Origin of the sequence: Alloalcanivorax marinus (assembly GCF_016785095.1) — a bacterium.
In the GTDB taxonomy this organism is placed as follows: Bacteria; Pseudomonadota; Gammaproteobacteria; order Pseudomonadales; family Alcanivoracaceae; genus Alloalcanivorax; species Alloalcanivorax marinus_A.
The window spans coordinates 530,521-551,676 of sequence record NZ_JAEKJB010000002.1 but is presented as its reverse complement, the minus strand read 5'-3'; the positions used below and the strand labels follow the sequence as shown (position 1 = coordinate 551,676).

Genomic DNA, 21,156 nt, shown 5'->3' with positions numbered 1-21,156 from the left:
CAATGGCCCGCATCGACACCCTTCTGATCGCCAACCGGGGCGAAATAGCCCGGCGCATCATCCGCACCGGCCGTGAGCTCGGGCTCACCACGGTGGCGGTGTATTCCGACATCGACGCCGACGCGCCCCATGTCCGCGAGGCGGACCGCGCCATGCATCTGGGCCCGGCCAGTGCCCGCGACAGCTACCTGAACATCGAAGCGGTGCTGGCCGCCGCCCGGGACAGTGGCGCCGACGCCATTCACCCCGGTTACGGCTTTCTGTCGGAGAACGCCGCCTTCGCCGAGGCCTGCGCCGAGGCCGGGCTGATTTTCGTCGGCCCGGCGCCGGATTCGATCCGCCTGATGGGCGACAAGGCCGCCGCCCGCCAGCGCATGGCGGAGCACGGCGTGCCGGTGCTGCCCGGCTTCGACCGGGAAGGCGCTGACGACGCCACCCTGCTCCGCGAGGCCGACCGGGTCGGCTTCCCGCTGCTGATCAAGGCGGTGGCCGGGGGCGGCGGCAAGGGCATGCGCGCGGTGCAGCGTGCCGAGGAGTTCGAGGAAGCCCTGGCCGCCGCCCGCCGCGAGGCCCGCAATGCCTTCGACGACGACCGCGTGCTGCTGGAGCGCTATCTGCCCACCGCCCGCCACGTGGAGGTGCAGGTGTTCGCCGACGAACACGGTAACGCCGTGCATCTGTTCGAGCGTGACTGCTCGGTGCAACGGCGCCACCAGAAGGTGATCGAGGAAGCGCCGGCGCCGGGGCTCAGCGAACAACAGCGCCAGGAGCTGGGCCAGGCGGCGGTACGCGCCGCCCGCGCCATCGATTACCGGGGCGCCGGCACCGTGGAGTTCCTGTTTTCCCCCGAAGGCGAATTCTTCTTCATGGAGATGAACACCCGCCTGCAGGTGGAGCACCCGGTCACCGAGCTGGTCACCGGCGAGGACCTGGTGGCCTGGCAGCTGGCGGTGGCAGAGGGCCGGCCGCTGCCCAAGGCCCAGCAGGACCTGTGTCTGAACGGCGCCGCCATGGAGGTGCGCCTGTACGCGGAGAACCCCTACCAACAGTTCCTGCCGTCCTCCGGGCGCATCGACCAACTGCGCTGGCCGGACGGCGTGCGCGTCGACGCCGGCGTGGAGCAAGGGGATATTGTTTCCGATTATTACGATCCCATGATCGCCAAGCTGATCGCCCACGGTGACGACCGGGACCAGGCCCGCCGGCGTCTGGCCCGGGCCCTGGACCAGCTGGCGCTCACCGGGGTGCATCACAACACCGCCTTCCTGCGTCGGGTGTTGCTGGACGAGGCGTTCGCCGCCGGCGAGTTGGACACCCGCCTGCTGGAGCACCGCCCCTACCTGCTGGAGCCCGCCGGGCAAGCGCCGGAGCCCCTGGCGGTGGCCGCCGCCACGCTGGTCGCCGGCCAGGGCCAAGCCGGCGGTGACCCCTGGTCCGGGCTGCCCGCCTGGCGTCCGCTTGGCCGCCGGCGTACCCTAGTGCCGCTGCGCGTGGACGAACACGACTTCACCGTGGTCCTCGATAATGAACAGGCGACCGTCGCGGATCGGCGCGCGCCCTACCGGCTGCGCCGGCACGGCGACCTGTTCGAACTGGACTGGGGTGAAGACAGGCTTTCCGGCCAGGCCCTCTTTTTTGATGGCCGGCGCCTGACGTTGTTCGTCCACGGACAGGACTATCGCATCGAAACGCATCCGGCTCGGGAGAGCGAGCACGCCGGCGGCGCGGACGATTTCCGCGCGCCCATGAGCGGCACCATCGTGGCCTGCCATGCGGCGCCGGATACGCCCGTGGCCGCCGGCGATGCCGTGATTACACTGGAAGCCATGAAAATGGAACATACCCTGCGCGCCAGTGCCCCAGGCACCGTGCGGGCCTTCCTCGTGCAAGCCGGAGACAGCGTTTCTGAAGGCACCTTGTTGGTGGACTTTGAAACGGAGGAAGAATGACAACAGCCCCATCCCCGCTTTGGCAGCCCGACGCGCGGCGGCTGGAACACAGCCAGCTCACCGCGTTCCGTAAACAGGCGGAAGCCCTCACCGGACAAGCCCTGGACGATTACCGCGCCCTGCATCAATGGTCGGTGCGCGAGCCCGAGGCGTTCTGGAACCTGGTCTGGGATTTCTGCGCGCTGCAAGGGCACAAGGGCGAACGGGTCCTGGAACCCAGTCCCGTATTCCGTCACAACCGCTGGTTCCCGGACGCCCGTCTGAACATGGCGGAGAATCTGCTGGCGCGCCACGACACCCACCCCGCGCTGATCAGCGTGGATGAGTCCGGACACCGCGACGAGATCAGCTACAACGACCTGCGCGTGGCCGCCGGTCAGGTGGCCGCGCAACTGAGTGCCGCCGGCGTACAACCCGGCGACCGGGTGGCGGGCTTCATGCCGAACCGCATCGAAACCGTGATCGCCGCCCTGGGCTGCGCCTGGATCGGTGCGATCTGGTCGTCCTGTTCGCCGGACTTCGGCGTGCAAGGCGTGATCGACCGCTTCGGCCAGATCGAACCCAAGGTGCTGTTCGCCTGCGACGGTTATCAGTACAACGGGAAATGGATCGAACTGGATCAGCGCATCCAGGACCTGCACGACAAGCTGCAACCGGAGCTGTTGGTGGCGATCCCCGGCCGGGGCCACACCAGCCGGGTGCACAAGGCGCTCAACTGGGGCGACTGGCTGGCCGCCGCCGAAGCGCCGCCGCCGTTCGCCGAGCTGCCGTTCAACCACCCGCTCTACATTCTCTATTCCTCCGGCACCACCGGCGCCCCTAAGTGCATCGTGCACGGCACTGGCGGCGCCCTGATCCAGCACGCCAAGGAGCACCGCCTGCACGGCGACCTGGGCGCCGACGACGTGCTGTTCTACTTCACCACCTGCGGCTGGATGATGTGGAACTGGCTGGTGAGCGGTTTGCAGACCGGCGCCACCCTGGTGCTCTACGACGGCAACCCGGCCTACCCGGACGCCGCCCGCCTGTTCGATCTGATCGACGCCGAGAAGATCACCCACTTCGGCACCAGCGCCAAGTTCGTGCAAGCGGTGGAAAAAGCCGGCATCGTGCCCCGGGAGAGCCACGATCTGTCCACCCTGCGTACCCTGATGTCCACCGGCTCGCCGCTGCTCCACGAGAGCTACGACTTCCTCTATGAGCAGGTCAAACCGGACCTGCTGGTAAGCTCCATCTCCGGCGGCACCGACATCCTGTCCTGCTTCGCCCTGGGCAACCCGGTGGTGCCGGTCTACCGGGGCGAGCTGCAATGCCTGGGCCTTGGGCTGGACGTGGCGGTGTTCAACGACGACGGCGAAGCGGTGGTCGGCGAAAAAGGCGAGCTGGTATGCCGGGCGCCCTTCCCCGCCTGCCCGGTGGCGTTCTGGAACGACCCGGATGAGCAGCGTTTCCACGATGCTTACTTCGACACCTTCGAGAACATCTGGGCCCATGGTGACTACGCCGAGATCGTCGCCCACGAAGGCCACGACGGACTGATCATCCATGGTCGCTCCGACGCCGTGCTCAACCCCGGCGGCGTGCGCATCGGCACCGCCGAAATCTACCGTCAGGTGGAAACCCTGGAAGAAATTCGTGAAGCCATCGTCATCGGCCAGCAGTTCCAGGGCGACGTGCGGGTGGTGCTGTTCGTGGTGCCCGCCGAGGGTGTCGAGCTCAGCGACGAGCTGCAAAAGAAAATCCGGACCACCATCCGCGCCGGCGCCAGCCCCCGCCATGTGCCGGCGGTGATTCTCACCGTGCCGGAGATTCCGCGCACGGTGAGCGGCAAGATCGTCGAGCTGGCGGTGCGCGACGTGGTGCACGGCCGGGAGGTGCGTAACCGCAACGCCCTGGCCAACCCGGATGCCCTACAACACTTCGCCGACCGCCCGGAACTGGCGGACTGACGTTGAGCTCGATCGCGGCTACAGCCGCTCCTATAGGGATATTTTTCGCCGTAGGAGCGGCTTTAGCCGCGATTACCACCCCATGACCCGAACGCCCGCCCAACAGGGCCGGGCGGCCTCGACTTCCCGGCGCCTCACGCCGAGCCTGATCAGTGATGAATCAATCCGTCGAGTCAGGCAAGGAGGCCCATGCTAACTCGCGTACGTTCCCGGAATCTGATCGCCGCCGCGCTGGCGCTGCTGCTGGTACCGGCCGCCGGCACCGCCCGGGTGGTGGCGCTGGAAGGCGGCGGACTGGAGGGCCTGGCCGGCCAGGAACGGGCGGCGGTGGACGTGGCCGTTTACCGCGACGGCGCCTTCCAGAGCGTACCCCACCAATGGCTGGCCTGGAGCAACGGCCAGGCTCCCTACTTCGAGCAGGACCCGGACAGCGAACGCGACCTGCCGGTGACGCGCATCGCCACCGCCGACCGTCTGCTGGTGAAGGTGCCGGAGGACACCGACGGAGCACCCTCCACCGACCCGCCGGGACTTCTCGGCACTCTGATCATCGATGCCGGCGACGACACCCGAACCCTCTACCTGCTGGCCCGGCCACCCTCCCCCCACCCGGCGCCGGCCCGGTTGCGCCGGGACCCGCTGCGTCTACGCACCGACGACTTCGAGCTGCGCTTGCGCGACGACAACCTGTTCCTCTGGGGGGACTTTTTCCATGACGGCTACACCGACGCCGAAGGCCGGCGCCGCAATCTGCTGGACAGTCTTAAACTGCGTCTGAGCGCCGGAGTGTTCAGCGCCGGTGCCCGGCTTACCCTCACCAACGAAAATCTGGACCCGGAGATCCGCCAGGTGATCGACGGCCCCCTGGCGACCCTGGTATACGCCCGCACCCGGGTACGGGTGGCCGGCCTGCCGGTGCTCAAGGTATACAATTTCCTGGTGATCCAGGACCAGGCGGTGGCGGTGCACGCCCGCTTCCGGTTGCCCGGTTTCGCCGCCGCCGTGCTGCGCGAACCCGGCGCCCGGGTCACCGTGGACGGCCACGATCTGAACGGCGCGCGGCTGCGTACCAGTTGGACCGGAGACCGGGAGGCGCGGGTGGATGGCCGGCTGGACGCCGATGAGCGGGCCATGGTGGATAGCCCGGTGCCGGCCCGCAACTGGCTGTGGTTCGACACCGGTAACGGCTTCGCCATGCTGGCGCGGCTGAATTTCGCCTCCGGCTTCGGCACCGGAGCGCGCTTTCTTTACCAGGATGATCCGGAGCTGGAAGACAAACCGGAGCGCTTTCCCGGCCAGACTCCCAATGTGGGCTTCGCTCTTGATCGCATCCCGTTCGGCGAATCGTTCTATTTCATGGCCGAACTGACGTTCTCCGAAGGCGGCCCGGGGGCGCTGGCCAAGGCCCGCCGGGCGCGACCGGCGATGCAATGGCGACCGGCGCCCTAGCTGTTGTCGCTCTCCGTCGCCACCAGGTGCTCGAGACGTTCCTCGAGCTTGTTCAGCGCCGCCAGCAACGCTTCGTGCTCCCCCTCCGACAGAGTCGCCGCCAACTCCGCCTCCCAACGGCGGGTGGCCGGTATCAGTTCCGCGAGCAGTTCCCGGGCCGGATCAGTGAGCCGTAACAGCTGCTGACGCTGATCCTCCGTGGACGGGCGGCGCTGAATCAGATCCCGACTCTCCAGGGCGCGCACCGAACGGGACACCCGCACCTTGTCCATCTGCGTCAACCCGGTCAACTGCTTGGCGGTAAGCACCGGTCGCTCATTAAGCCACACCAGAATGCGCCATTCCGGGATGGAAATACCGAACCGCTCGCGGTAGATCACCGCCAGGGCCTGGCTGATCCGCCCGCCCAGATTGTTGAGCCGGTACGGCAAAAAGCGGGTCAGATCCAGCTCCGTAGCCGGATGAGAGGCGTCCGGATTCCGGTCTTCGCGGGACATTGAGTGGTTTTCTCCTTGCAGCGGACGCGACGGCGCGCGCCCACTAGTGTAACCAATGGAGGCGTGGCGATGGCACTTTTGTCTCCATTGATACGCCCTCCGGGGTGCCGGATTGGCAAAAATTAACAAGTCTCTGGCACGCAATAGCATGCGCGCGGGCCGGCGCTGGCACACACTCGATGAATAACCACACCTACAACCGGAGCAGCTATGCGACTACTACGACCCCTGTGCAAGGGCCTGTTGCTGGCCGCGGCCTGCGTGGCCGCCGCCGGAGCCCAGGCGCAACTGCCGGTGGAGAAGCTGGGGCAGAACACCACCCTGCCGTTCCCGCCGGACCCGCACCGCAGCTACATCGTTGATTTCGAGTTCAACAACATGGTCGCCACCCGGGTGGTGGTGGTCGATCCGGACCAGCGCAAGGTACTGGGCATGCTCAGCACCGGCGGCGCGGCACCGGCGGTGTTGTCCCACGACCAGAAAACCGTGTACACCGCGGACATCTTCTTCGAGCGCTATGTGCGCGGCAAGCGCACCGACGTGATCACCGCCTGGGACACCTCCTCCCTGTCGCCGCGCTGGGAAGTGAAAATCCCCAGCAAACGCGCCTCCATCCTCACCGAGCGCTACGGCCTGAGCACCAGTGCCGATGACCGTTTCGTGTACATCTACAATTTCACGCCCTCCACCTCGATCACCGTGGTGGACACCGAGAAGCAGGAAGTAGTCAACGAACTGGCGATCCCCGGCTGCATCCTCAACTACCCGGCCGGCGAGCGCCGCTTCGCCTCCCTGTGCGGCGATGGCAAGCTTCAGGTCATCACCCTGGACGACGATGGCCAGGAGGTGAACCGCACCGCCACCCGCTTCTTCAACCCGGATGAAGAGAAGCTGATCGAACGGGCGGTGGGCAACGGCGACACCTACTATTTCGTCACCACCGAAGGTCATGTACGCGGCGTCGATCTGTCCGGCAAGAAACCCAAGGTGCTGCGTGACTGGTGGCTGACCACCAAGCAGGAACGCAAGGAAGGCTGGGCCCCGGGCGGCTGGCAACTGATGGCGGTGGCCCCGGCGCTGAACCGGCTCTACGTGCTGATGCACCCGGAGCACGCACCGCACAAATGGGAAGATCCGAGCCAGACCATCTGGGTCTACGATCTCAAGACCGGCAAGAAGGTGGACACCATGGAAACACCCAGCCTGGTGTGGAGCCTGAACGCCACCTCCGATGACAAGCCCCTGCTGCTGGGCACCAACATCGAGGGCGGTCTGGACATCTTCGACCTCACCAAGGGCGAGTACGTGGACACCATGGACGGCGTCAGCAAGACCCCGACCCTGGTCATCAACCATTAACCAGGAGGGCCCATGACCGTGGATCCCATTCTCACCGCCACCGGTGCCGTCTCCCTGGCGGTGATCCTGGCCAGCGCCGCCAGCCACAAGGTACGCGCGCCGGCCTGGTTCCGCCGCCAGGTGGCCGACTACCGGCTGCTCCCGGAGGCCCTGCACGGGCCGGCGGCGCGCGCCCTGCCGCTGCTGGAAGGTGCCCTGGCGCTGGCGTTGCTGTGGCCGGCCACGCGTGGCGCGGCGGCCCTGGCGGCGCTCGCCCTGGTGGGGCTGTACGCCGCCGCCATCGGCGTCAACCTGGCGCGCGGCCGCCACGACCTGGATTGCGGCTGCGCCGGCCCCGGCGCGCCGCAGCCGCTGCACCCCCGGCTGCTCTCGCGCAACCTGCTGCTGGCCGGGCTGGCACTGCTCGCCGCCGCCCCCGCCGCGCCCCGCGCGCTGGGTGTGTTCGACGGCTTCGTGGTGCTGGCCGCCACGGCGGTAACCGTTTTGCTGTACGCGGCGATCGAGGTGTGGCTGGCCAACCAGCCCCGTCTGCTCGGTCTGTCCGGACGATGAACAAACAGAACTAAGGTGACATCCATGCAAGCCTTGATTGTTTCCAATGTACTTCTCTGGTGCCTGTTGGTGGCCATGGCCCTGGTGGTGGTCGGTCTGATCCGCCAGATCGGCGTGCTGCACGGGCGCATCGCGCCGGCCGGCGCCCTGATGGTGGACAAGGGGGTGGCGGTGAATCAGCCGGCGCCGAAACTGACCGCCGAGGACCGCCTGGGACGCCCGGTGAACGTGGGCTACCCCGGCGAGCGGGCACAGATGCTGTTCTTCCTGTCCCCCACCTGCCCGATCTGTAAATCCCTGCTGCCGGCGGTGCGCGCCATCGACCGCTCCCGGGACGACCTGGAGGTGGTCTACGTCAGCGACGGCGACATGGCCGAGCAGGAAAAGATCATCGCCGAGTTCAAGCTCGACCGCTCCCGCTACGTGGTGAACCCGGAAGTGGGCATGACCTACCAGATCGGCAAGCTGCCCTACGCGGTGCTGATCGACGCCGAGGGCACCCTCAAGGCCAAGGGGCTGGTGAACTCCCGCGAGCACCTGGACAGCCTGTTCGAGACCGAACTGCTGGGCGCCGCCACCCTGCAGGACTACCTGCGTGGCCAGGCGCCTCACATCCACCATCCCGGTGACAACCTGCCCACCGAAAAAGGGAGCGCCTGAACCATGAAATTCCTCGACCGTTTCTTCGAGCGTTCCACCCGCCATGTGGCCAGCACCACCTCGCGGCGCCGTTTCCTGGGCCGGCTCGGCTCCTTCCTGGTGGCCGGCGCCGCCATGCCGGTCCTGCTGCCGGTGGACCGCACCGCCAAGGCCCTGGCGGCGGAATCGCCCCAGGCCGGCGACCCCGGTGACCCCACCAGCTGCGATTACTGGCGCTATTGCTCCATCGACGGCTTCCTGTGCAGTTGCTGCGGCGGCACCGTGAACAGCTGCCCGCCGGGCACCCAGGGCTCGGAAGTGACCTGGGTGGGCACCTGCCGCAACCCGGCGGACGGCATCGACTACATCATTTCCTACAACGACTGCTGCGGTAAGCACAGCTGCGCCCAGTGCGCCTGCACCCGTAACGACAGCGAGGAGCCGATGTACCGGCCGTTCAACAACAACGACATCAACTGGTGCCTGGGCGCCGACGCCAACGTCTATAACTGCACCGTGGCGGTGATCCGCGGCGTGGCCAAGGCCGGTTGAGGCGTATGCGACACGGCCTGCTGCTTACTGTTCTGCTGGCGGCCACCGTCACCGGCCCGGGCGCCCACGCCCGGGCCATGCCGGACCCGTCGCAGACGCCAGCGCCGGGCAACGAGGTGCCGCAGATTCCTCTGTCCCGGGCCGGCTACGGACCAGCCGTGAACTACCAGTTGCAATGCGCCGGCTGTCACCTGTCCGAAGGCCAGGGGGCACCGCGCAATGATGTACCCCGCATGACCGGATTCGTCGGCAACTTCCTGCGCGTGGAAGGTGGCCGCGAGTTCCTGGTACGGGTACCCGGCGTCTCCCAGTCCGCGCTCGGCGACGATCAACTCGCCGAGTTGCTCAACTGGATTCTTGACCGCGACGGCATGGCCGGCACCAGCACGCCGGAGGACGCGGCGCCCTACACCGCCGCCGAGGTAACACGCATTCGCGCCACCCGGTTGAACAATCTGCCGGACACCCGCGCCCACTTGATCCGGCGCATGCACGACCAGGGCATCGCCATCCACGACGGCATGCCCCACGAGGACCTGCTCGACAACAACGACAACGGAGACAGCCAATGAGCTGATCCCGCGGCCCGCGCCGCCGGCGCGGGCTTCACCCGAATGGAGACTCAACCATGATCACTGCTTATCCGAAAGCCGTGAAACGGGCCCTGCTTGCCTGTTCACTGACCGCCCTGGGGGTCCAGGCCCAGGCCCTGGAGCTGGTGGCCAACGACACCACGCAACTGGATCTCACCGTGGAAGGCGTGGCCGGCGCCTTCCACAGCGAGGAAAACTACGCCACCGCCGGCAGCAAGAGCGAAGGCTCCTCCAGCTGGCAGGAAGGCTACCTCAAATACGGCTTCGCCCTGGAACAGGAATTGGGCGCCGGCCGCCTGTTCGGTGCCCTCAACGCCCTCAGTGGCGGCACCTGGGGCGACGGCGACGCCGCCGGTTTCAGCAACGGCGATGAGCGGGAAACCGACGTGGAAGACGCCTATCTGGGCTGGCGCTCCGGGGATCTGTTCCCGGCACTGGGAGAAGACGGCGTGGCCCTTTCCGCCGGGCGCCAGGCCATCACACTGGGCGATGGCTTCCTGATCGCCGGTGACGCGCTCAACTTCGGTGAGGGCATCGCCGGCGGCCTGCTCGACCGGGGTGGCGCCTACTACCTGGCCGCCCGCCAGGCCTTCGACAAGACCGCCGTGCTCAGCCTGGGCGGCGACAGCGGCTGGCGCGGCGACGCCATGTGGATCGAGTCGGACAACCCGGCCCAGGTGGAAGCGTCCATGAAGGTGGGCAACCTGGAGCACGTCGGCGAGAACGGCACCGTGGGCCTCAGCTACATCAAGGTGGACGATGTGGAAGAAGACCTGGCCTTCCTGTACCCGCAACGCGACGGCATGGAAACCTGGAGCCTGCGCTACCAGGGCAGCGCCGGCGTCGAAAACCTGTTCCTGTCCGGAGAATACGCCTGGCAGGACCAGGACCAGGGCGATGAAGACGCCTGGTACGTGGAAGCCGGCTGGACGTTCGCCGACGCGCCCTGGCAGCCCAGCGTGAACTACCGCTACAGCCGCTTCTCCGAGGGTTTCGACCCGATGTTCTACGGCAACGGGCGCACCCTCGGCACCTGGTTCCAGGGCGAGGTGGCGGCCAACTACGCGGGGCCGTTCAATACCAACGCCAAGGTCCACAACGTGGCCGTGCACGCCGCGCCCCGGGAAAACCTGGCGGTGGGCCTGCTGGCCTATGACTTCACCACCCTGGACAAGGGCGCCGGCGGCAACCTGGATGCCCGCGAGTTCGATCTGTTCGTGGAATGGGGCGTAACGCCGAACCTGGCGATCATCCCGCTGGTCGGGCTGTACCAGCCGGACGCCTCCGCCGCCGAAGGTGGCACCCAGCTTGGCAACGACGACGGCAACCTCTACACCCAGCTGATTCTGGCCTTTGGTTTCTGATTTAACGCTCGACGCACCTTGAAGCGTGTCTATCTCCCCGGCCCCGGCCGGGGATTTTTTTATCCGCCGTTCATCAGCGGGCGGGCTTCCTTGAAGCCCAGGAACAGCATCACCAGACCGCCGGCGATCAGATACCAGTAGAAGGTCACGAAGCGCCAGATCACGATCACCGTGGCGGCGGTCACCGTGCCCAGCCAGGGATTGAGCAGCGCCGCGCCGGCCACCTCGGCGCCGCCGGCGCCACCGGGCAGCAGGGTCAGATGGCCGGCGCCCATGGCCACCATCTGCACGAAGAACCCGTAGGTCCAGTCCAGGTGCTCGCCCAGGGCCAGCACCGCCAGGTAAATCACCGAGTAGCGCAGCAACCAGTGCAGCAGACACAGCGCGAACATCAGCAGCAACCGACGGCGCGGCACCGCCAGGGTCTCCTCCAGCCCCCGGCGAAAGCGCAACACCGCCCGCGCCATGCGATACCGACGCCGTCGGCGCAGGCCCAACCAGGCCAGCAGGTCCCCGGACGCGATCAACACGCGACGCTGATGCCGGGCCAGCAACGTCACCAACGCCAGGCCCCCCACCAGCAGTCCCAACGGCACCGCCAGTTGCCACCAGCCGCCCCAGTCCAGATAACGGGCCAAACCATACAGCGCCACGGTGGGCAACAGGGTCGCGAACACCAGCATGTCGGTGAGCTGGTCCACGGCCAGCACCGCGGTGGCCCGGGCCGGGGCCACGCCATACCGTGACAACAGCGCCGCCAGGGTAAAAGGAGCACCGCTACCGCCGGGAGTGGCGTTCAGGCTGAATTCAGTGACCACCACCGTGGCCAGGGCCGACCCGTGGCCCATACCCGGTGCCCGGCCATTAAGCATCAGCCGCAGGCGCCAGGCGTTCAGGTTCCAACACAGGCCAATCAGCGCCAGCATGCCCAGCAGCCAGGACGGGGGCAGCCGTACCAGCTCATGGAACGCCGCCGGGCCGCCCATTACCAGCGGCACCGTGGCGCCCACTACCAGGGCCGCCAGCAGCAGCCACCGCCAGTGACGTCTCATCGCGCCGCCCCGGCCTGTTCCAGCAGCCAGCGACGTTTGGTGACGCAACGACGTTGCCGTCGCAGCAGGCGCACGGTATCGAGCCAGAACCGGCGGCTTTCTTCGTGGCGCAGGTCCACGGGATGCAACGCCAGGCGGATCACCGGGGCATGCCGGTAGCGCCACAGTCGTAGCCGGTTAAGCGCCACGAACAGGCGCCGCCGCCAGGCGGAGCGGGATGACATCACCAGCGTGGGCAGTGGCAACCGGCGCTCGTCGGGCAGGCGGTAAAGAGCGCTGGCGTCGGTGCGGTAGGCGAAACCCGCCTCGCGGATCGCCCGGCGGCTGGCTTCATTGGTGACCCAGCCGGGCGGTACGAAGCCGTCCGTGCGCCAGCCCTGGCCGTAGAACAAGGACAACCCGTCGCGGATACGACGCGCCGCCTCGCCGCCGCTGAGCGCCGAGAATTCGCCTTCGTGGGTCAGCACCCGGCGCCGCAGCAGCGCGCCGGGCCCGCGCGGCGGCGGCCCATCGTCCTCGTGGTAGAAACCATGCAGCACCAGCTCATCGCCGGCCCGCTGGCGCTCACGGAGGTCCTGGCAAAAGCCGGGATGGCGCTCGGCCGTGTCCCGGTGGTGAAAATCCGGTACCGCCAGCAAGGTGCACGCCAGCCGACCGCCCTCCTCCGACCGCTCCAACTCGGCCAGGAAGGCCCGGTACAGCGGCCAGCTGTGCGGCGCCACATCATGCAGCGACAGAAAGAAAGCGGGGCCGAGATCAGGAATGGGATTCATGGCTCGGCACCATCGACGGTTGCTCGTGTTCACCCAGCACGCGCCGGTAGTGGGCGAGCAGATTGTCGACCACCACGTTCCAGCTGTGCCGGCCTTCCACATGGGCCCGTGCCGCCTGACCCAGAGCCGCCGGATCGTCGTTCTCGAACAGGTCGCGGATCGCCTCGGCGAAGGCACCACCGTCGTTAGGGGCGGCGCGTCGACCGCATTGTTCCGGCACCACCTCCGGCAGCGCGCCGGCGTCGGCGCACACCACCGGCAAGCCGCAGGCCATGCCTTCCAGGGCCACCAGGCCAAAGGTCTCCTGGTCACCGGCGTGCACCAGCGCGTCCGCCGCCGCCATCCAACCGGCCACTTCCGGAGCCGGACAGAATTCATGGATCACCGACACATTGGAGGGCGCGTCCGGCTGCAGCCCGGTACCGATCAACAGCAAGTGATACTCCGGCAGGTGACGCATCGCCTCCAGCAGCACCGGGATGTTCTTTTCCTGGGTGCCACGACCGGCGAACACCAGCAATGGACGATCGTCGTCGATGCCAAGCCGGCGCCGGGCGTCCGGCTTGGCGCGGTCGGGCCGGAAGGCCTCCAGATCAACGCCCAGCGGCTGCACCTGGACGTCCTCCACCCCACACTGTTCAAGGCGCCGGGCCATCAAATGGCTGGGGCTGAGCACCAGATCGAACCCCCGGTACAGACGGCGAATGTAGGAACGGCTACCCGAGTCGAGCCAGGCGCCGACCCGGTGATGCACCAGCGACATGAGATCCGAGTGATAAAAACCGACCGCCGGGACGTCCAGCAGGCGCGCGGCGCGTTGAGCGGCCCAGGCCGGCGTATAGGGATCACCGGCCTCGATCAGGTCCGGCTGCAGCCCCGCCATGACGCTGGCCCACAACCCCAGCCGCAGAGGGAACCGGTAACCGGGCGCCAGTGGCAACGGCATGGCCGGCAGCTCGATGAAGTCCTCGTCGAAACGCACCCCGGCGCCGGGCATCACCACCTTGTGGCCCATGCCGCCGCGTCGCAATAATGCCTGTCGTTTGGCGTCCACGTAGGTACGCACACCCCCGCTTGCCTGGGTGTAAAACAGGGTGGTGTCGAGAATCTTCAAGCCGCTCTCCTTTTCCCTGGTCCAGCTCGCTGGCTCAACTTGCTGATTTTCGTCAAAAAACACTGACTGGAACTAAAATAGCATTGGCATGGGAAAAGCGGTCCGGGGCGCTGGTAAAGGCTTGTAAAAGCCCGCCGTGACGCCATAAAAAGGACATTCAGAACGAAGACTCCCAAGGAGTTCGCGGCGATTATGGAGTTCAAGGACTACTACGACATTCTCGGCATCAAACCGGATGCCGACGACAAGGCCATCAAGGGCGCGTACCGGAAGTTGGCGCGCAAATACCACCCGGACGTGAGCAGTGACGACGACGCCGAGAGCAAATTCAAGGCGGTGTCGGAGGCCTATCACGTGCTCAAGGACCCGGAAAAACGCGCCGAATACGACCAGTTGCGGCGCTATCGGCAAAGCGGCGGCGGCCAGGCCGGCCCCGACGGCTGGCAGGGTTTCCGCCAGGGTGGCGGCGAGGCGCATTTCGATGACGCCGGCGCGTTCTCGGACTTTTTCCAATCGATTTTCGGTGGTGGCGGCGGTTTCAGCCAGCGCGGCGGGCCCCGTGCCGGGCGGGATCTGGAGGTGGAGCTGCCCCTGTTTCTGGAAGACACCGTGGCGGATACTCGCAAGCAAATCCGGGTCGGTGATCGCACTCTGAACGTGACCGTGCCCGCCGGTACCGGCGACAACGAACGCATCCGGCTCAAGGGTCAGGGTGCCCCGGGCCTGGACGGCGGCCCCGCCGGCGACCTCTATCTGCGCGTGCGGCTGGTGCCCCACCCTTTGTTCGACGTGGACGGCCACGACCTGCTCGTGACGGTGCCGGTGGCGCCCTGGGAGGCGGTGCTCGGCGCCAAGGTATCGGTGCCCACCCTGAGCGGACGCATCAGCCTGACGGTGCCGGCCAACAGCCAGAATGGTCGCCGCCTGCGCATCAAGGGCAAGGGCCTCGTCGGCCAGCGCCATACCGGTGACCTGTACGCGGTGCTCAAGGTGGTGCTGCCCGAGCACCAGGACGAAGAAAGCCTCGCACTCTGGCGGCAACTGGCTGACCGGGCGGGCTTCGATCCACGCGCGGACTGGGAGAAACGAGCATGAGCCGACTGACCCTCACCGAACTGTCCCGACGCGTGGCCCTGCCGGTGGCCACGGTCACCGAGATCGTCGAACTGGGCATCATCGAGCCGGACAGCCACGACCCTCACTGGCTGTTCGACGAAACCGTCACCGTGCTGGTGACCCGGGCGGCGCGGCTGCACCGGGATCTGGCCATGGACTGGAGCGGTGTCGCCCTGGCGTTGGAACTGAGCGAGGAAAACCGGCGCCTGCGTCGGGAGAACGCGGCCCTGCGACGACGCCTGGAACGATTCCTGGACCCGCGCTAACGATCCCCGCCCGGGCGCTGACGATAAAACAGCGCCAGTTGCTCGTAGACGTCCGGCAGCACCCGGCGCAGGTAGGCCGGCGCCTCGAAAAAGCTCTCGGAGGCGACGGCGAAAAACTCCGCCGGGTCCTCCAGGGCATAGGGGTCGAGAAACGGGTGACCGCCCTTCTCGGCGCTTTGCAACGCCTGCCAGGCATGGCTGAATACCTCATGCCAATGCTCGCCGTCCATGCCTGGATGCAACGGCGGCGCGCCATTGGCACCCTCGGCCAGCATGTCCAGCTTGTGGGAAAGCTCGTGGATGACCACGTTGTAGCCGTCCTCGGCACTGGCGCGACGGATGTCGCCCCAGGATAGAATCACCGGCCCTTGCAGCCAGGCCTCGCCGGCCAGCACCCGGCCTTCTTCGTGGACCACGCCGTACTGGTCCATTTCCCCTTCCGGGGTCACGAAGGTGTCCTCGTAGACGATCACCGTGTACCAGCCGTCGTACCAGTCCAGGCCCAGCTCCAGCACCGGCACCACCGCCATGGTGGCGATCAGCAGGCGCATACCGTCGTCCAGCTCGAACCCGCCACCGCTGGCCAGTTCCTTGCGGACCAGAAAGCGCAGCGTCATCTCGAACAACCGATCGCGCTGCGCGCCTTCATAGCGGGCGGCCACCGGCCAGCGGGCCACCGCCTCCTCCCATTGGTCCCGATCCACCGGCAACCGCGCCAGTTTTCGGTCCTCAAACCATCTTCGGGCCTGCTTCAGCATGCCTCTCCCCATATGCACAACCATGAAAAAGGGGCTAAAGCTTGCCGCTTTTTCTTGCCGCGCGTAAAGCGCTTTAGGGAAGAATGTCTCAGAATACGGTCAAGGCAGCGTGAGCGACACCTACACGAAGTAGCTTTTCAGCGGTGGGAAACCGTTGAATTCCACGGCGCTGTAGCTGGTCGTGTAGGCGCCCGTGGAGAACCAGTACAACCGGTCACCGATGGCCAGATTCAGCGGCAGGCCATACTTGTAGTTCTCGTACATGATATCGGCGCTGTCGCAGGTGGGGCCGGCGATCACCACCTCTTCCATTTCCCCTTTCTTCTCTGTATGGATCGGGTATTTGATGGCTTCGTCCAGGGTCTCGATCAGGCCAGAGAACTTGCCCACGTCGGTGAATACCCAGCGCTGCAGGGCGGTACGGGATTTACGGGAAATGAGCACCACCTCACTGACCAGCACCCCGGCGTTGGCGATCAGCGAACGGCCCGGCTCCAGGATGATCTCCGGCAGGTCCTCGCCGAAATCCTCCTTGAGGAAACGGATGATTTCCGAGGCGTAGGTTTCCAGATCGTTGGTCTTGGCGATGTAGTTGGCGGGGAAGCCGCCGCCCAGGTTGATCATCCTGAGCTCGATGCCGACTTCCTCGCGGAGCCGCTCGAACATGATCTTGACCTTGCCGATGGCGGCATCCCAGGCGCCGATATCCCGTTGCTGCGATCCCACATGGAAGGACACCCCGTAGGGTTCCAGGCCCAGATCCCGGGCCAGGATCATGAGATCCAGAGCCATGTCGGTCTGACAGCCGAACTTGCGCGACAACGGCCAGTCGGCGGTGTGCGTGCCCTCGGTAAGGATGCGCACATACACCCGTGAACCCGGCGCCGCCTTGGCGATGTTGCGCAGATCCGCCTCCGAGTCGGTGGCGAACATGCGTACGCCCTTTTCGTGGAAGGCGCGAATATCCCGGGCCTTCTTGATGGTGTTGCCGAAGATGCAGCGCTCCGCCGCCACGCCCAGGCCCATCACCTTATCCAGCTCATGGATGGAGGCGATGTCGAAGTTGGCGCCCCGGTCGCGCAGCAGGGTGATCAGCTCCGGGGCCGGGTTGGCCTTCACCGCGTAGTGGACGCGGGCAAACGGAAACTGCTCGATGAGCTGGTCGTAATGGCGGCCGACCGTCTCGGTGTCGATCACCACGAAGGGCGTTTCCTGGGTGTCCGCCAGGTCCTTGATGCGGCGGAACACCGCCGGTTCGTAATAATCCTCGACGCGAATGGCCTCGATGGTCATGGGAGCGTTTTTCCTCTTGTGCGCGCTGACCCGGCCCGTAAATGGGCACGATCCGTTGCGATGGCAACGGGCGCCAAAGGTAGCAAGCTCCGCCCCCCTTGGGGAGATACTTCCAAGGCTTTTTTTTATAGACTGGCCGGCCCTGATTACCAACCCCGGAGACCACCATGGCCATGGCCCTTCCCCTCGCCCTTCACCTGCTCGCCGCCGTGATCTGGGTAGGCGGTATGTTCTACGCTTACATGGCGATGCGCCCGGCGGTGGGCGCGGTGATCGACCCCGCCTGGCGACCCCGCCTGTGGGCGGAAACCCTGGGCCGGTTCTTCGTCTGGGTGTGGGCGGCGGTGGCGCTGTTGCTGGCCACCGGCTTCGGCATGATTTTCGGCGTCTACGGCGGCATGGCCAAAGTCGGCTGGCATATCCACGCCATGCTCGGGCTGGGCATCGTGATGATGCTGATCTTCGCCCATGTATACTTCGCGCCGTTCCGGCGCCTGAAGCAGGCGGTGGCGGCCAGCGACACCGCCGAAGGCGCACGCCGGGTGGGACAAATTCGCCAGTTGGTGGGGCTCAACCTGCTGCTGGGCCTGATCGTGGTGGTGATCGGCTCCGCCGGCCGTTATCTGTAAACGACGCCAACCCCTTCATGGCTGGCGCGACGGCGACCGGCTATGATGCCCGCTTTGCTTGAAACGCACTCATGAATCGGGGGAACCACGATGAACCAGCCCTATACACCACCGGAAGGCGCGGCGGGCACGCCGGCGGACGTTACCTACGTGCCTCGTTTTTTCGCTATCGAGGGCCGTCTTGGACGGTTGCGCTATTTCGTCTACGGCGGTGCGGTGGTGGCGGCCCTGTATGCCGTGCTGACCGTCGCTTCCGTGCTGGTGTCCGGGTTCATGGCGGAATCGGCGGCCAGCATGGTGCTGATGCCCCTGATGCTGCTGGTGACCGTGCTGTGCGCGGTGTCGGGCCTGATATTCGGCAAGCGCCGGCTCAACGATCTGGGCTTCTCGGGCTGGTGGATTCTGCTGGCGCTGGTGCCCCTGGTGAACCTGGTGCTCACCGTCGTCCTGCTGTTCGTACCGGGCAACACGTCAGAAAACCGATTCGGACCGCGCCCGGTCGCCAATGGCGCGGGCCTGGTGGTGGGAGCGGTTACCTTGCTGGTGCTGGTGGTGGCCTGGGTGGGGCTGCTGCTCGCCGTGGCACTGCCGGCCTACCAGAACTACGCGGAGCGCGCCCGCGCCCGCGCCCAGCAGTTCGAACTTCAGCGCCAGCAGGAATTGCTGGAAGAACAATACCGGCAGTATTCGGAATAAGCGGCGCGCCCCGCCGTCGGGGCGCCCGGCCCACGCCTACTTGTGGGTCTTGAGCAGGGCTTCGACCTTGTCGATGTACTTTTGCATGGCATCGTCGGCGCTCATGCCCTTGAGCCTGGCCCAGGCGTCGTACTTGGCGCGCCCGACCATGTCCAGCATGCCCGGACGTTTGCCGCTGACGTCGCCCTGGCTGCCCTGCTTGTAGTGGGCGTACAGGAACAGAAGGTCATCGTTGCCGGGTTTCTTGTTGAGGGTCTGAACGTCCTCGCGGGCCTGTTCAAAACGCGCTGTATCCGCCATTATTCTCACCTGTTTGTTGGCTACCGATTTTTCCTTAGGGTCGCCGCCGGTGGGGGCCGGTCGACGGCACCAGTCTACTGCCAACGAGCACCCTGACGTAAAGCAATAACGCGAAGCGCTCCGCGCCGCCGGGCCAATGCCGGGCACGGAGACCGACAACAAAGAGGGGGTTCCACCGATGTCCGGTTCCACGTCCAAGCCCGCCGTGGACGCGCGCCAGGAGCGCGATCTGAAGCGGGCGGTCGCCACCCTGTGGGTGCGCTTTCCCGGTTCCCTGGAAGACGCCTACATCATTCACGCCCTGCGCCGCGCCCGTAAGCTGATCGGTCGTTCACTGTACGTGCTGATCGTGTTGTTCCTGGCGGTGACGCTACCGGTACTGGTCTTCGTCGACGACAGCCACCTGGCCACCTGGCGCCTGTATGGCTTCTGGCCCATTGCCGGTGCCCTGGCGCTGCTGTTCCTGGCGGTGAAGGTGGAGGCTCTGAAGCGCTTCATGAGCACCCTGATCGGCCTGGCGCTGATGACCTCCCTGGCCGGCACCCTGCTCGGCGCGATCAAACTGGCCGACACCTTCCTGGGCCAGGTGGCCGCCTTCGAGACCGTTTACGTGCTGATCATCGGTTTTTCCATTCTGCGACTGCCGCCCACGCGCACCCTGTTCTGGTGTCTCGGCTCGCTGGTGGTGGCGCTGACCCTGGCTCTGATCCTGGGCTGGTCCGTGGACCCGGCGGCGTTGCTGTTGTTCTACGGCTTCCCGCTGGTGGTGTGCGCGCTCAATGGCTACATGCTCGACGCCAGCGCCCGCCACAGCTACGCCAACACCCTGCTGCTCAATCGGGAATCCGACCGCCTGCGGCAATGGCGCGACAACGCGGACCGGGAAGCGCGCCGCCAGGCCCTGCTCAACGAGTTCATGGCGCACATCGCCGGTAACCCCCGGGTGGCGGTGCTGCTCGACCAGGCCCTGGCGTTCATGATCGAGCACGGGCCGGCGGTGGCCGGCGCCGCCTACCGGGTGGACGACGATGGCCTGCACCAGGAGGCCGCTCGGGGCCTCAACGCCGAGGCCCGGCAAACGGGCCGGGTGGAGCGCGACGGCCTGCTGGCCGGAGCCCTGGACACGGAAGGCACGATCACCGTGCGCCACGACGTGCCGGCGGGTTATCTGGACCTGGAAACCGGCCAGAGCGTGATACGTCCGGGCCACCTGCTGTTCCTGACCATCCGCCAGGGCGACGAGGCTCTGGGCGTGTTGGAACTGGCATCGCTGGAGCCCTTCGACGACGATACCCGCACCCTGCTGGATGCGCTGGCGGCGCCGCTCGCCTATGCACTGGTGGCGGCCATGGGTCGCGAGGATTACATCCGCCGGCATCGCGAAGCCGGGTGAGCGGCCCGCGGATCAGGCGAATACCACCACCGCCTGGCGGCTGAAGGCCACCGGACGCCCTTCACCATCCCAGATCCTTGAGCGGGTATGGCCGTAGCCGTCGGCGAAGGCGTCGGTGATCACGTCGTACTGCCAGTCGCGGGTGGGCGGCAGGGTCGCCGGATCGACCAGGAAATCCATGGTCCAGGTCAGCGAACTCATCGGTGCCGGCTTGCTGAGCATGGTGATCACCGCCGCCGGCCAGGTATCCACCAGGCAAGCCAGGCTGGCGGCGTCCTGGGGCTGGTTGTCATCCTTGAAGCGCATGTAACCCTCGAAGTCCGGTCGCGGCGAACCGGTGTATGGCAGGTTGTCACCGGCGTAGAGCAGATCGAAGTAACGCAGGAAATCCGGGGTCACGCCCTCGATGAAGGGCATTGGCATGCATTCTTCCGGTGCTTTGATGGCCGGCGCCCCGGCGCCGGGCACCGCCAGCGAGGAGGGACGTGGGCGCCCCAGGCTGCCGAGCATGGTCGCCACCACGGCGCCGTCCTGGCGCGCGGTGACCAGAACCTGGGTCACCGATTTGCCGGCGCGCAGGGTTTCCGCGTCCAGGTCCAGCGGCCCCGGCGCCATCGGCGCCACGAAGGACAGCGAGAAACTGCGCAGCGGCGCCACGTCGTCGCCCTGCTCCGCTTTGAGATGGGCGTCCATGTGAGCGATCAGGATGGCGCCCACGATGCCGCCGAAGGTGGCCCGGCCCTGGCCCCAGCCCTCGGGCACGGTCATGGAGGTGGCGGCGGCCGCCTCAACAATGGAACTGTATTTCATAAATCGCTCCCAACAAAGCGGCTATTGATAGCAGAGCGGCTCCCGCTTGGAAA

Annotated in this window: 22 protein-coding genes; 14 read left to right on the top strand and 8 right to left on the bottom strand. The window is 66.6% G+C overall.

The window, feature by feature from the left end:
- The first annotated feature begins 2 nt into the window (after positions 1 to 2).
- From JF515_RS04245 to JF515_RS19590, 3 genes are all read left to right on the top strand, one after another.
- The gene (locus JF515_RS04245) at positions 3 to 1,949 is read left to right on the top strand and encodes an acetyl/propionyl/methylcrotonyl-CoA carboxylase subunit alpha (protein ID WP_203101314.1); all 1,947 of its coding nucleotides are present in this window, start codon (positions 3 to 5) and stop codon (positions 1,947 to 1,949) included.
- Positions 1,946 to 3,898, top strand: a complete 1,953-nt coding sequence (locus tag JF515_RS04240; protein ID WP_203101313.1) for an acetoacetate--CoA ligase — start codon at positions 1,946 to 1,948, stop codon at positions 3,896 to 3,898. Before JF515_RS04245 ends, JF515_RS04240 begins: the two co-directional genes overlap by 4 nt.
- A gap of 189 nt (positions 3,899 to 4,087) precedes the next feature.
- Complete coding sequence (locus tag JF515_RS19590; protein ID WP_203101312.1) at positions 4,088 to 5,347, top strand: hypothetical protein; 1,260 nt, start codon at positions 4,088 to 4,090, stop codon at positions 5,345 to 5,347.
- Here JF515_RS19590 and JF515_RS04230 read toward each other — a convergent pair.
- Positions 5,344 to 5,844, bottom strand: coding sequence for a MarR family winged helix-turn-helix transcriptional regulator (locus JF515_RS04230; RefSeq protein WP_203101311.1), 501 nt, complete (start codon positions 5,842 to 5,844; stop codon positions 5,344 to 5,346). The genes JF515_RS19590 and JF515_RS04230 overlap by 4 nt on opposite strands.
- A gap of 210 nt (positions 5,845 to 6,054) precedes the next feature.
- On the opposite strand from JF515_RS04230, the gene JF515_RS04225 reads away from it, so the two are divergent.
- The 6 genes from JF515_RS04225 to JF515_RS04200 are packed head-to-tail and all read left to right on the top strand — an operon-like array spanning position 6,055 to position 10,903.
- Complete coding sequence (locus JF515_RS04225) at positions 6,055 to 7,203, top strand: amine dehydrogenase large subunit (RefSeq protein ID WP_203101309.1); 1,149 nt, start codon at positions 6,055 to 6,057, stop codon at positions 7,201 to 7,203.
- Positions 7,204 to 7,215: 12 nt separating this feature from the next.
- The gene (locus tag JF515_RS04220) at positions 7,216 to 7,755 is read left to right on the top strand and encodes a MauE/DoxX family redox-associated membrane protein (protein WP_203101307.1); all 540 of its coding nucleotides are present in this window, start codon (positions 7,216 to 7,218) and stop codon (positions 7,753 to 7,755) included.
- Positions 7,756 to 7,779: 24 nt separating this feature from the next.
- Positions 7,780 to 8,415, top strand: coding sequence for a methylamine dehydrogenase accessory protein MauD (gene mauD / locus JF515_RS04215; protein WP_203101305.1), 636 nt, complete (start codon positions 7,780 to 7,782; stop codon positions 8,413 to 8,415).
- 3 nt (positions 8,416 to 8,418) lie between these two features.
- Positions 8,419 to 8,946 carry a methylamine dehydrogenase light chain gene (locus tag JF515_RS04210; protein WP_203101303.1) on the top strand — a complete coding sequence of 176 codons (528 nt, stop codon included), beginning with the start codon at positions 8,419 to 8,421 and terminating at the stop codon, positions 8,944 to 8,946.
- Between the two features lie 5 nt (positions 8,947 to 8,951).
- Positions 8,952 to 9,518 (top strand): cytochrome C, encoded by a 567-nt coding sequence (locus JF515_RS04205; RefSeq protein ID WP_203101301.1) that lies wholly within the window; start codon positions 8,952 to 8,954, stop codon positions 9,516 to 9,518.
- A 56-nt stretch (positions 9,519 to 9,574) separates the two neighbouring features.
- Positions 9,575 to 10,903, top strand: coding sequence for a hypothetical protein (locus JF515_RS04200; RefSeq protein ID WP_203101300.1), 1,329 nt, complete (start codon positions 9,575 to 9,577; stop codon positions 10,901 to 10,903).
- Between the two features lie 59 nt (positions 10,904 to 10,962).
- Here JF515_RS04200 and JF515_RS04195 read toward each other — a convergent pair whose 3' ends face one another.
- The 3 genes from JF515_RS04195 to JF515_RS04185 are packed head-to-tail and all read right to left on the bottom strand — an operon-like array spanning position 10,963 to position 13,842.
- Entirely contained in the window at positions 10,963 to 11,955 is a 993-nt protein-coding gene (locus JF515_RS04195; RefSeq protein WP_203101299.1) for a lysylphosphatidylglycerol synthase transmembrane domain-containing protein, read from the bottom strand.
- Entirely contained in the window at positions 11,952 to 12,728 is a 777-nt protein-coding gene (locus JF515_RS04190; RefSeq protein ID WP_203101298.1) for a DUF2334 domain-containing protein, read from the bottom strand. Before JF515_RS04190 ends, JF515_RS04195 begins: the two co-directional genes overlap by 4 nt.
- Positions 12,712 to 13,842: a glycosyltransferase family 4 protein gene (locus tag JF515_RS04185; RefSeq protein ID WP_203101297.1), complete on the bottom strand. Its 1,131-nt coding sequence runs from the start codon at positions 13,840 to 13,842 to the stop codon at positions 12,712 to 12,714. Before JF515_RS04185 ends, JF515_RS04190 begins: the two co-directional genes overlap by 17 nt.
- A gap of 192 nt (positions 13,843 to 14,034) precedes the next feature.
- Between JF515_RS04185 and JF515_RS04180 the strand changes: the two genes are divergently transcribed.
- A complete protein-coding gene (locus JF515_RS04180; protein ID WP_203101296.1) occupies positions 14,035 to 14,937 on the top strand; it encodes a DnaJ C-terminal domain-containing protein in 903 nt (300 codons plus the stop codon).
- The gene (locus tag JF515_RS04175) at positions 14,934 to 15,224 is read left to right on the top strand and encodes a chaperone modulator CbpM (protein WP_203101294.1); all 291 of its coding nucleotides are present in this window, start codon (positions 14,934 to 14,936) and stop codon (positions 15,222 to 15,224) included. Before JF515_RS04180 ends, JF515_RS04175 begins: the two co-directional genes overlap by 4 nt.
- Here the strand turns inward: JF515_RS04175 and JF515_RS04170 are convergent.
- Together JF515_RS04170 and JF515_RS04165 are read right to left on the bottom strand one after the other, a co-directional pair.
- On the bottom strand, positions 15,221 to 15,982 hold the full coding sequence (locus JF515_RS04170) for a zinc-dependent peptidase (RefSeq protein WP_203101293.1): 762 nt from the start codon (positions 15,980 to 15,982) through the stop codon (positions 15,221 to 15,223). The two genes, JF515_RS04175 and JF515_RS04170, sit on opposite strands and share 4 nt — an antisense overlap.
- A 120-nt stretch (positions 15,983 to 16,102) precedes the next feature.
- The gene (locus JF515_RS04165; RefSeq protein WP_203101292.1) at positions 16,103 to 17,275 is read right to left on the bottom strand and encodes a type III PLP-dependent enzyme; all 1,173 of its coding nucleotides are present in this window, start codon (positions 17,273 to 17,275) and stop codon (positions 16,103 to 16,105) included.
- 167 nt (positions 17,276 to 17,442) lie between these two features.
- Between JF515_RS04165 and JF515_RS04160 the strand changes: the two genes are divergently transcribed.
- A complete protein-coding gene (locus JF515_RS04160) occupies positions 17,443 to 17,904 on the top strand; it encodes a CopD family protein (protein ID WP_238400826.1) in 462 nt (153 codons plus the stop codon).
- A gap of 90 nt (positions 17,905 to 17,994) precedes the next feature.
- Positions 17,995 to 18,600: a DUF805 domain-containing protein gene (locus tag JF515_RS04155; protein ID WP_203101290.1), complete on the top strand. Its 606-nt coding sequence runs from the start codon at positions 17,995 to 17,997 to the stop codon at positions 18,598 to 18,600.
- Between the two features lie 36 nt (positions 18,601 to 18,636).
- Here JF515_RS04155 and JF515_RS04150 read toward each other — a convergent pair whose 3' ends face one another.
- Entirely contained in the window at positions 18,637 to 18,900 is a 264-nt protein-coding gene (locus JF515_RS04150; RefSeq protein WP_203101288.1) for an acyl-CoA-binding protein, read from the bottom strand.
- A gap of 178 nt (positions 18,901 to 19,078) precedes the next feature.
- Between JF515_RS04150 and JF515_RS04145 the strand changes: the two genes are divergently transcribed.
- Positions 19,079 to 20,293 carry a GAF domain-containing protein gene (locus JF515_RS04145; protein ID WP_203101286.1) on the top strand — a complete coding sequence of 405 codons (1,215 nt, stop codon included), beginning with the start codon at positions 19,079 to 19,081 and terminating at the stop codon, positions 20,291 to 20,293.
- A gap of 12 nt (positions 20,294 to 20,305) precedes the next feature.
- Here the strand turns inward: JF515_RS04145 and JF515_RS04140 are convergent, their stop codons facing one another.
- The gene (locus tag JF515_RS04140) at positions 20,306 to 21,103 is read right to left on the bottom strand and encodes a thioesterase family protein (RefSeq protein ID WP_203101284.1); all 798 of its coding nucleotides are present in this window, start codon (positions 21,101 to 21,103) and stop codon (positions 20,306 to 20,308) included.
- Positions 21,104 to 21,156 lie beyond the last annotated feature (53 nt).

What these genes read in the sequence shown, in the direction of transcription:
- JF515_RS04175 (WP_203101294.1), top strand. Translation starts at nt 14,934, where the DNA reads ATGAGCCGACTGACCCTCACCGAACTGTCCCGACGCGTGGCCCTGCCG.
- JF515_RS04240 (WP_203101313.1), top strand. Translation starts at nt 1,946, where the DNA reads ATGACAACAGCCCCATCCCCGCTTTGGCAGCCCGACGCGCGGCGGCTG.
- JF515_RS19590 (WP_203101312.1), top strand. Translation starts at nt 4,088, where the DNA reads ATGCTAACTCGCGTACGTTCCCGGAATCTGATCGCCGCCGCGCTGGCG.
- JF515_RS04170 (WP_203101293.1), bottom strand. Translation starts at nt 15,982, where the DNA reads ATGCTGAAGCAGGCCCGAAGATGGTTTGAGGACCGAAAACTGGCGCGG.
- JF515_RS04220 (WP_203101307.1), top strand. Translation starts at nt 7,216, where the DNA reads ATGACCGTGGATCCCATTCTCACCGCCACCGGTGCCGTCTCCCTGGCG.
- JF515_RS04230 (WP_203101311.1), bottom strand. Translation starts at nt 5,844, where the DNA reads ATGTCCCGCGAAGACCGGAATCCGGACGCCTCTCATCCGGCTACGGAG.
- JF515_RS04200 (WP_203101300.1), top strand. Translation starts at nt 9,575, where the DNA reads ATGATCACTGCTTATCCGAAAGCCGTGAAACGGGCCCTGCTTGCCTGT.
- mauD (WP_203101305.1), top strand. Translation starts at nt 7,780, where the DNA reads ATGCAAGCCTTGATTGTTTCCAATGTACTTCTCTGGTGCCTGTTGGTG.
- JF515_RS04180 (WP_203101296.1), top strand. Translation starts at nt 14,035, where the DNA reads ATGGAGTTCAAGGACTACTACGACATTCTCGGCATCAAACCGGATGCC.
- JF515_RS04195 (WP_203101299.1), bottom strand. Translation starts at nt 11,955, where the DNA reads ATGAGACGTCACTGGCGGTGGCTGCTGCTGGCGGCCCTGGTAGTGGGC.
- JF515_RS04210 (WP_203101303.1), top strand. Translation starts at nt 8,419, where the DNA reads ATGAAATTCCTCGACCGTTTCTTCGAGCGTTCCACCCGCCATGTGGCC.
- JF515_RS04140 (WP_203101284.1), bottom strand. Translation starts at nt 21,103, where the DNA reads ATGAAATACAGTTCCATTGTTGAGGCGGCCGCCGCCACCTCCATGACC.
- JF515_RS04155 (WP_203101290.1), top strand. Translation starts at nt 17,995, where the DNA reads ATGAACCAGCCCTATACACCACCGGAAGGCGCGGCGGGCACGCCGGCG.
- JF515_RS04145 (WP_203101286.1), top strand. Translation starts at nt 19,079, where the DNA reads ATGTCCGGTTCCACGTCCAAGCCCGCCGTGGACGCGCGCCAGGAGCGC.
- JF515_RS04205 (WP_203101301.1), top strand. Translation starts at nt 8,952, where the DNA reads ATGCGACACGGCCTGCTGCTTACTGTTCTGCTGGCGGCCACCGTCACC.
- JF515_RS04160 (WP_238400826.1), top strand. Translation starts at nt 17,443, where the DNA reads ATGGCCATGGCCCTTCCCCTCGCCCTTCACCTGCTCGCCGCCGTGATC.
- JF515_RS04165 (WP_203101292.1), bottom strand. Translation starts at nt 17,275, where the DNA reads ATGACCATCGAGGCCATTCGCGTCGAGGATTATTACGAACCGGCGGTG.
- JF515_RS04190 (WP_203101298.1), bottom strand. Translation starts at nt 12,728, where the DNA reads ATGAATCCCATTCCTGATCTCGGCCCCGCTTTCTTTCTGTCGCTGCAT.
- JF515_RS04150 (WP_203101288.1), bottom strand. Translation starts at nt 18,900, where the DNA reads ATGGCGGATACAGCGCGTTTTGAACAGGCCCGCGAGGACGTTCAGACC.
- JF515_RS04225 (WP_203101309.1), top strand. Translation starts at nt 6,055, where the DNA reads ATGCGACTACTACGACCCCTGTGCAAGGGCCTGTTGCTGGCCGCGGCC.
- JF515_RS04245 (WP_203101314.1), top strand. Translation starts at nt 3, where the DNA reads ATGGCCCGCATCGACACCCTTCTGATCGCCAACCGGGGCGAAATAGCC.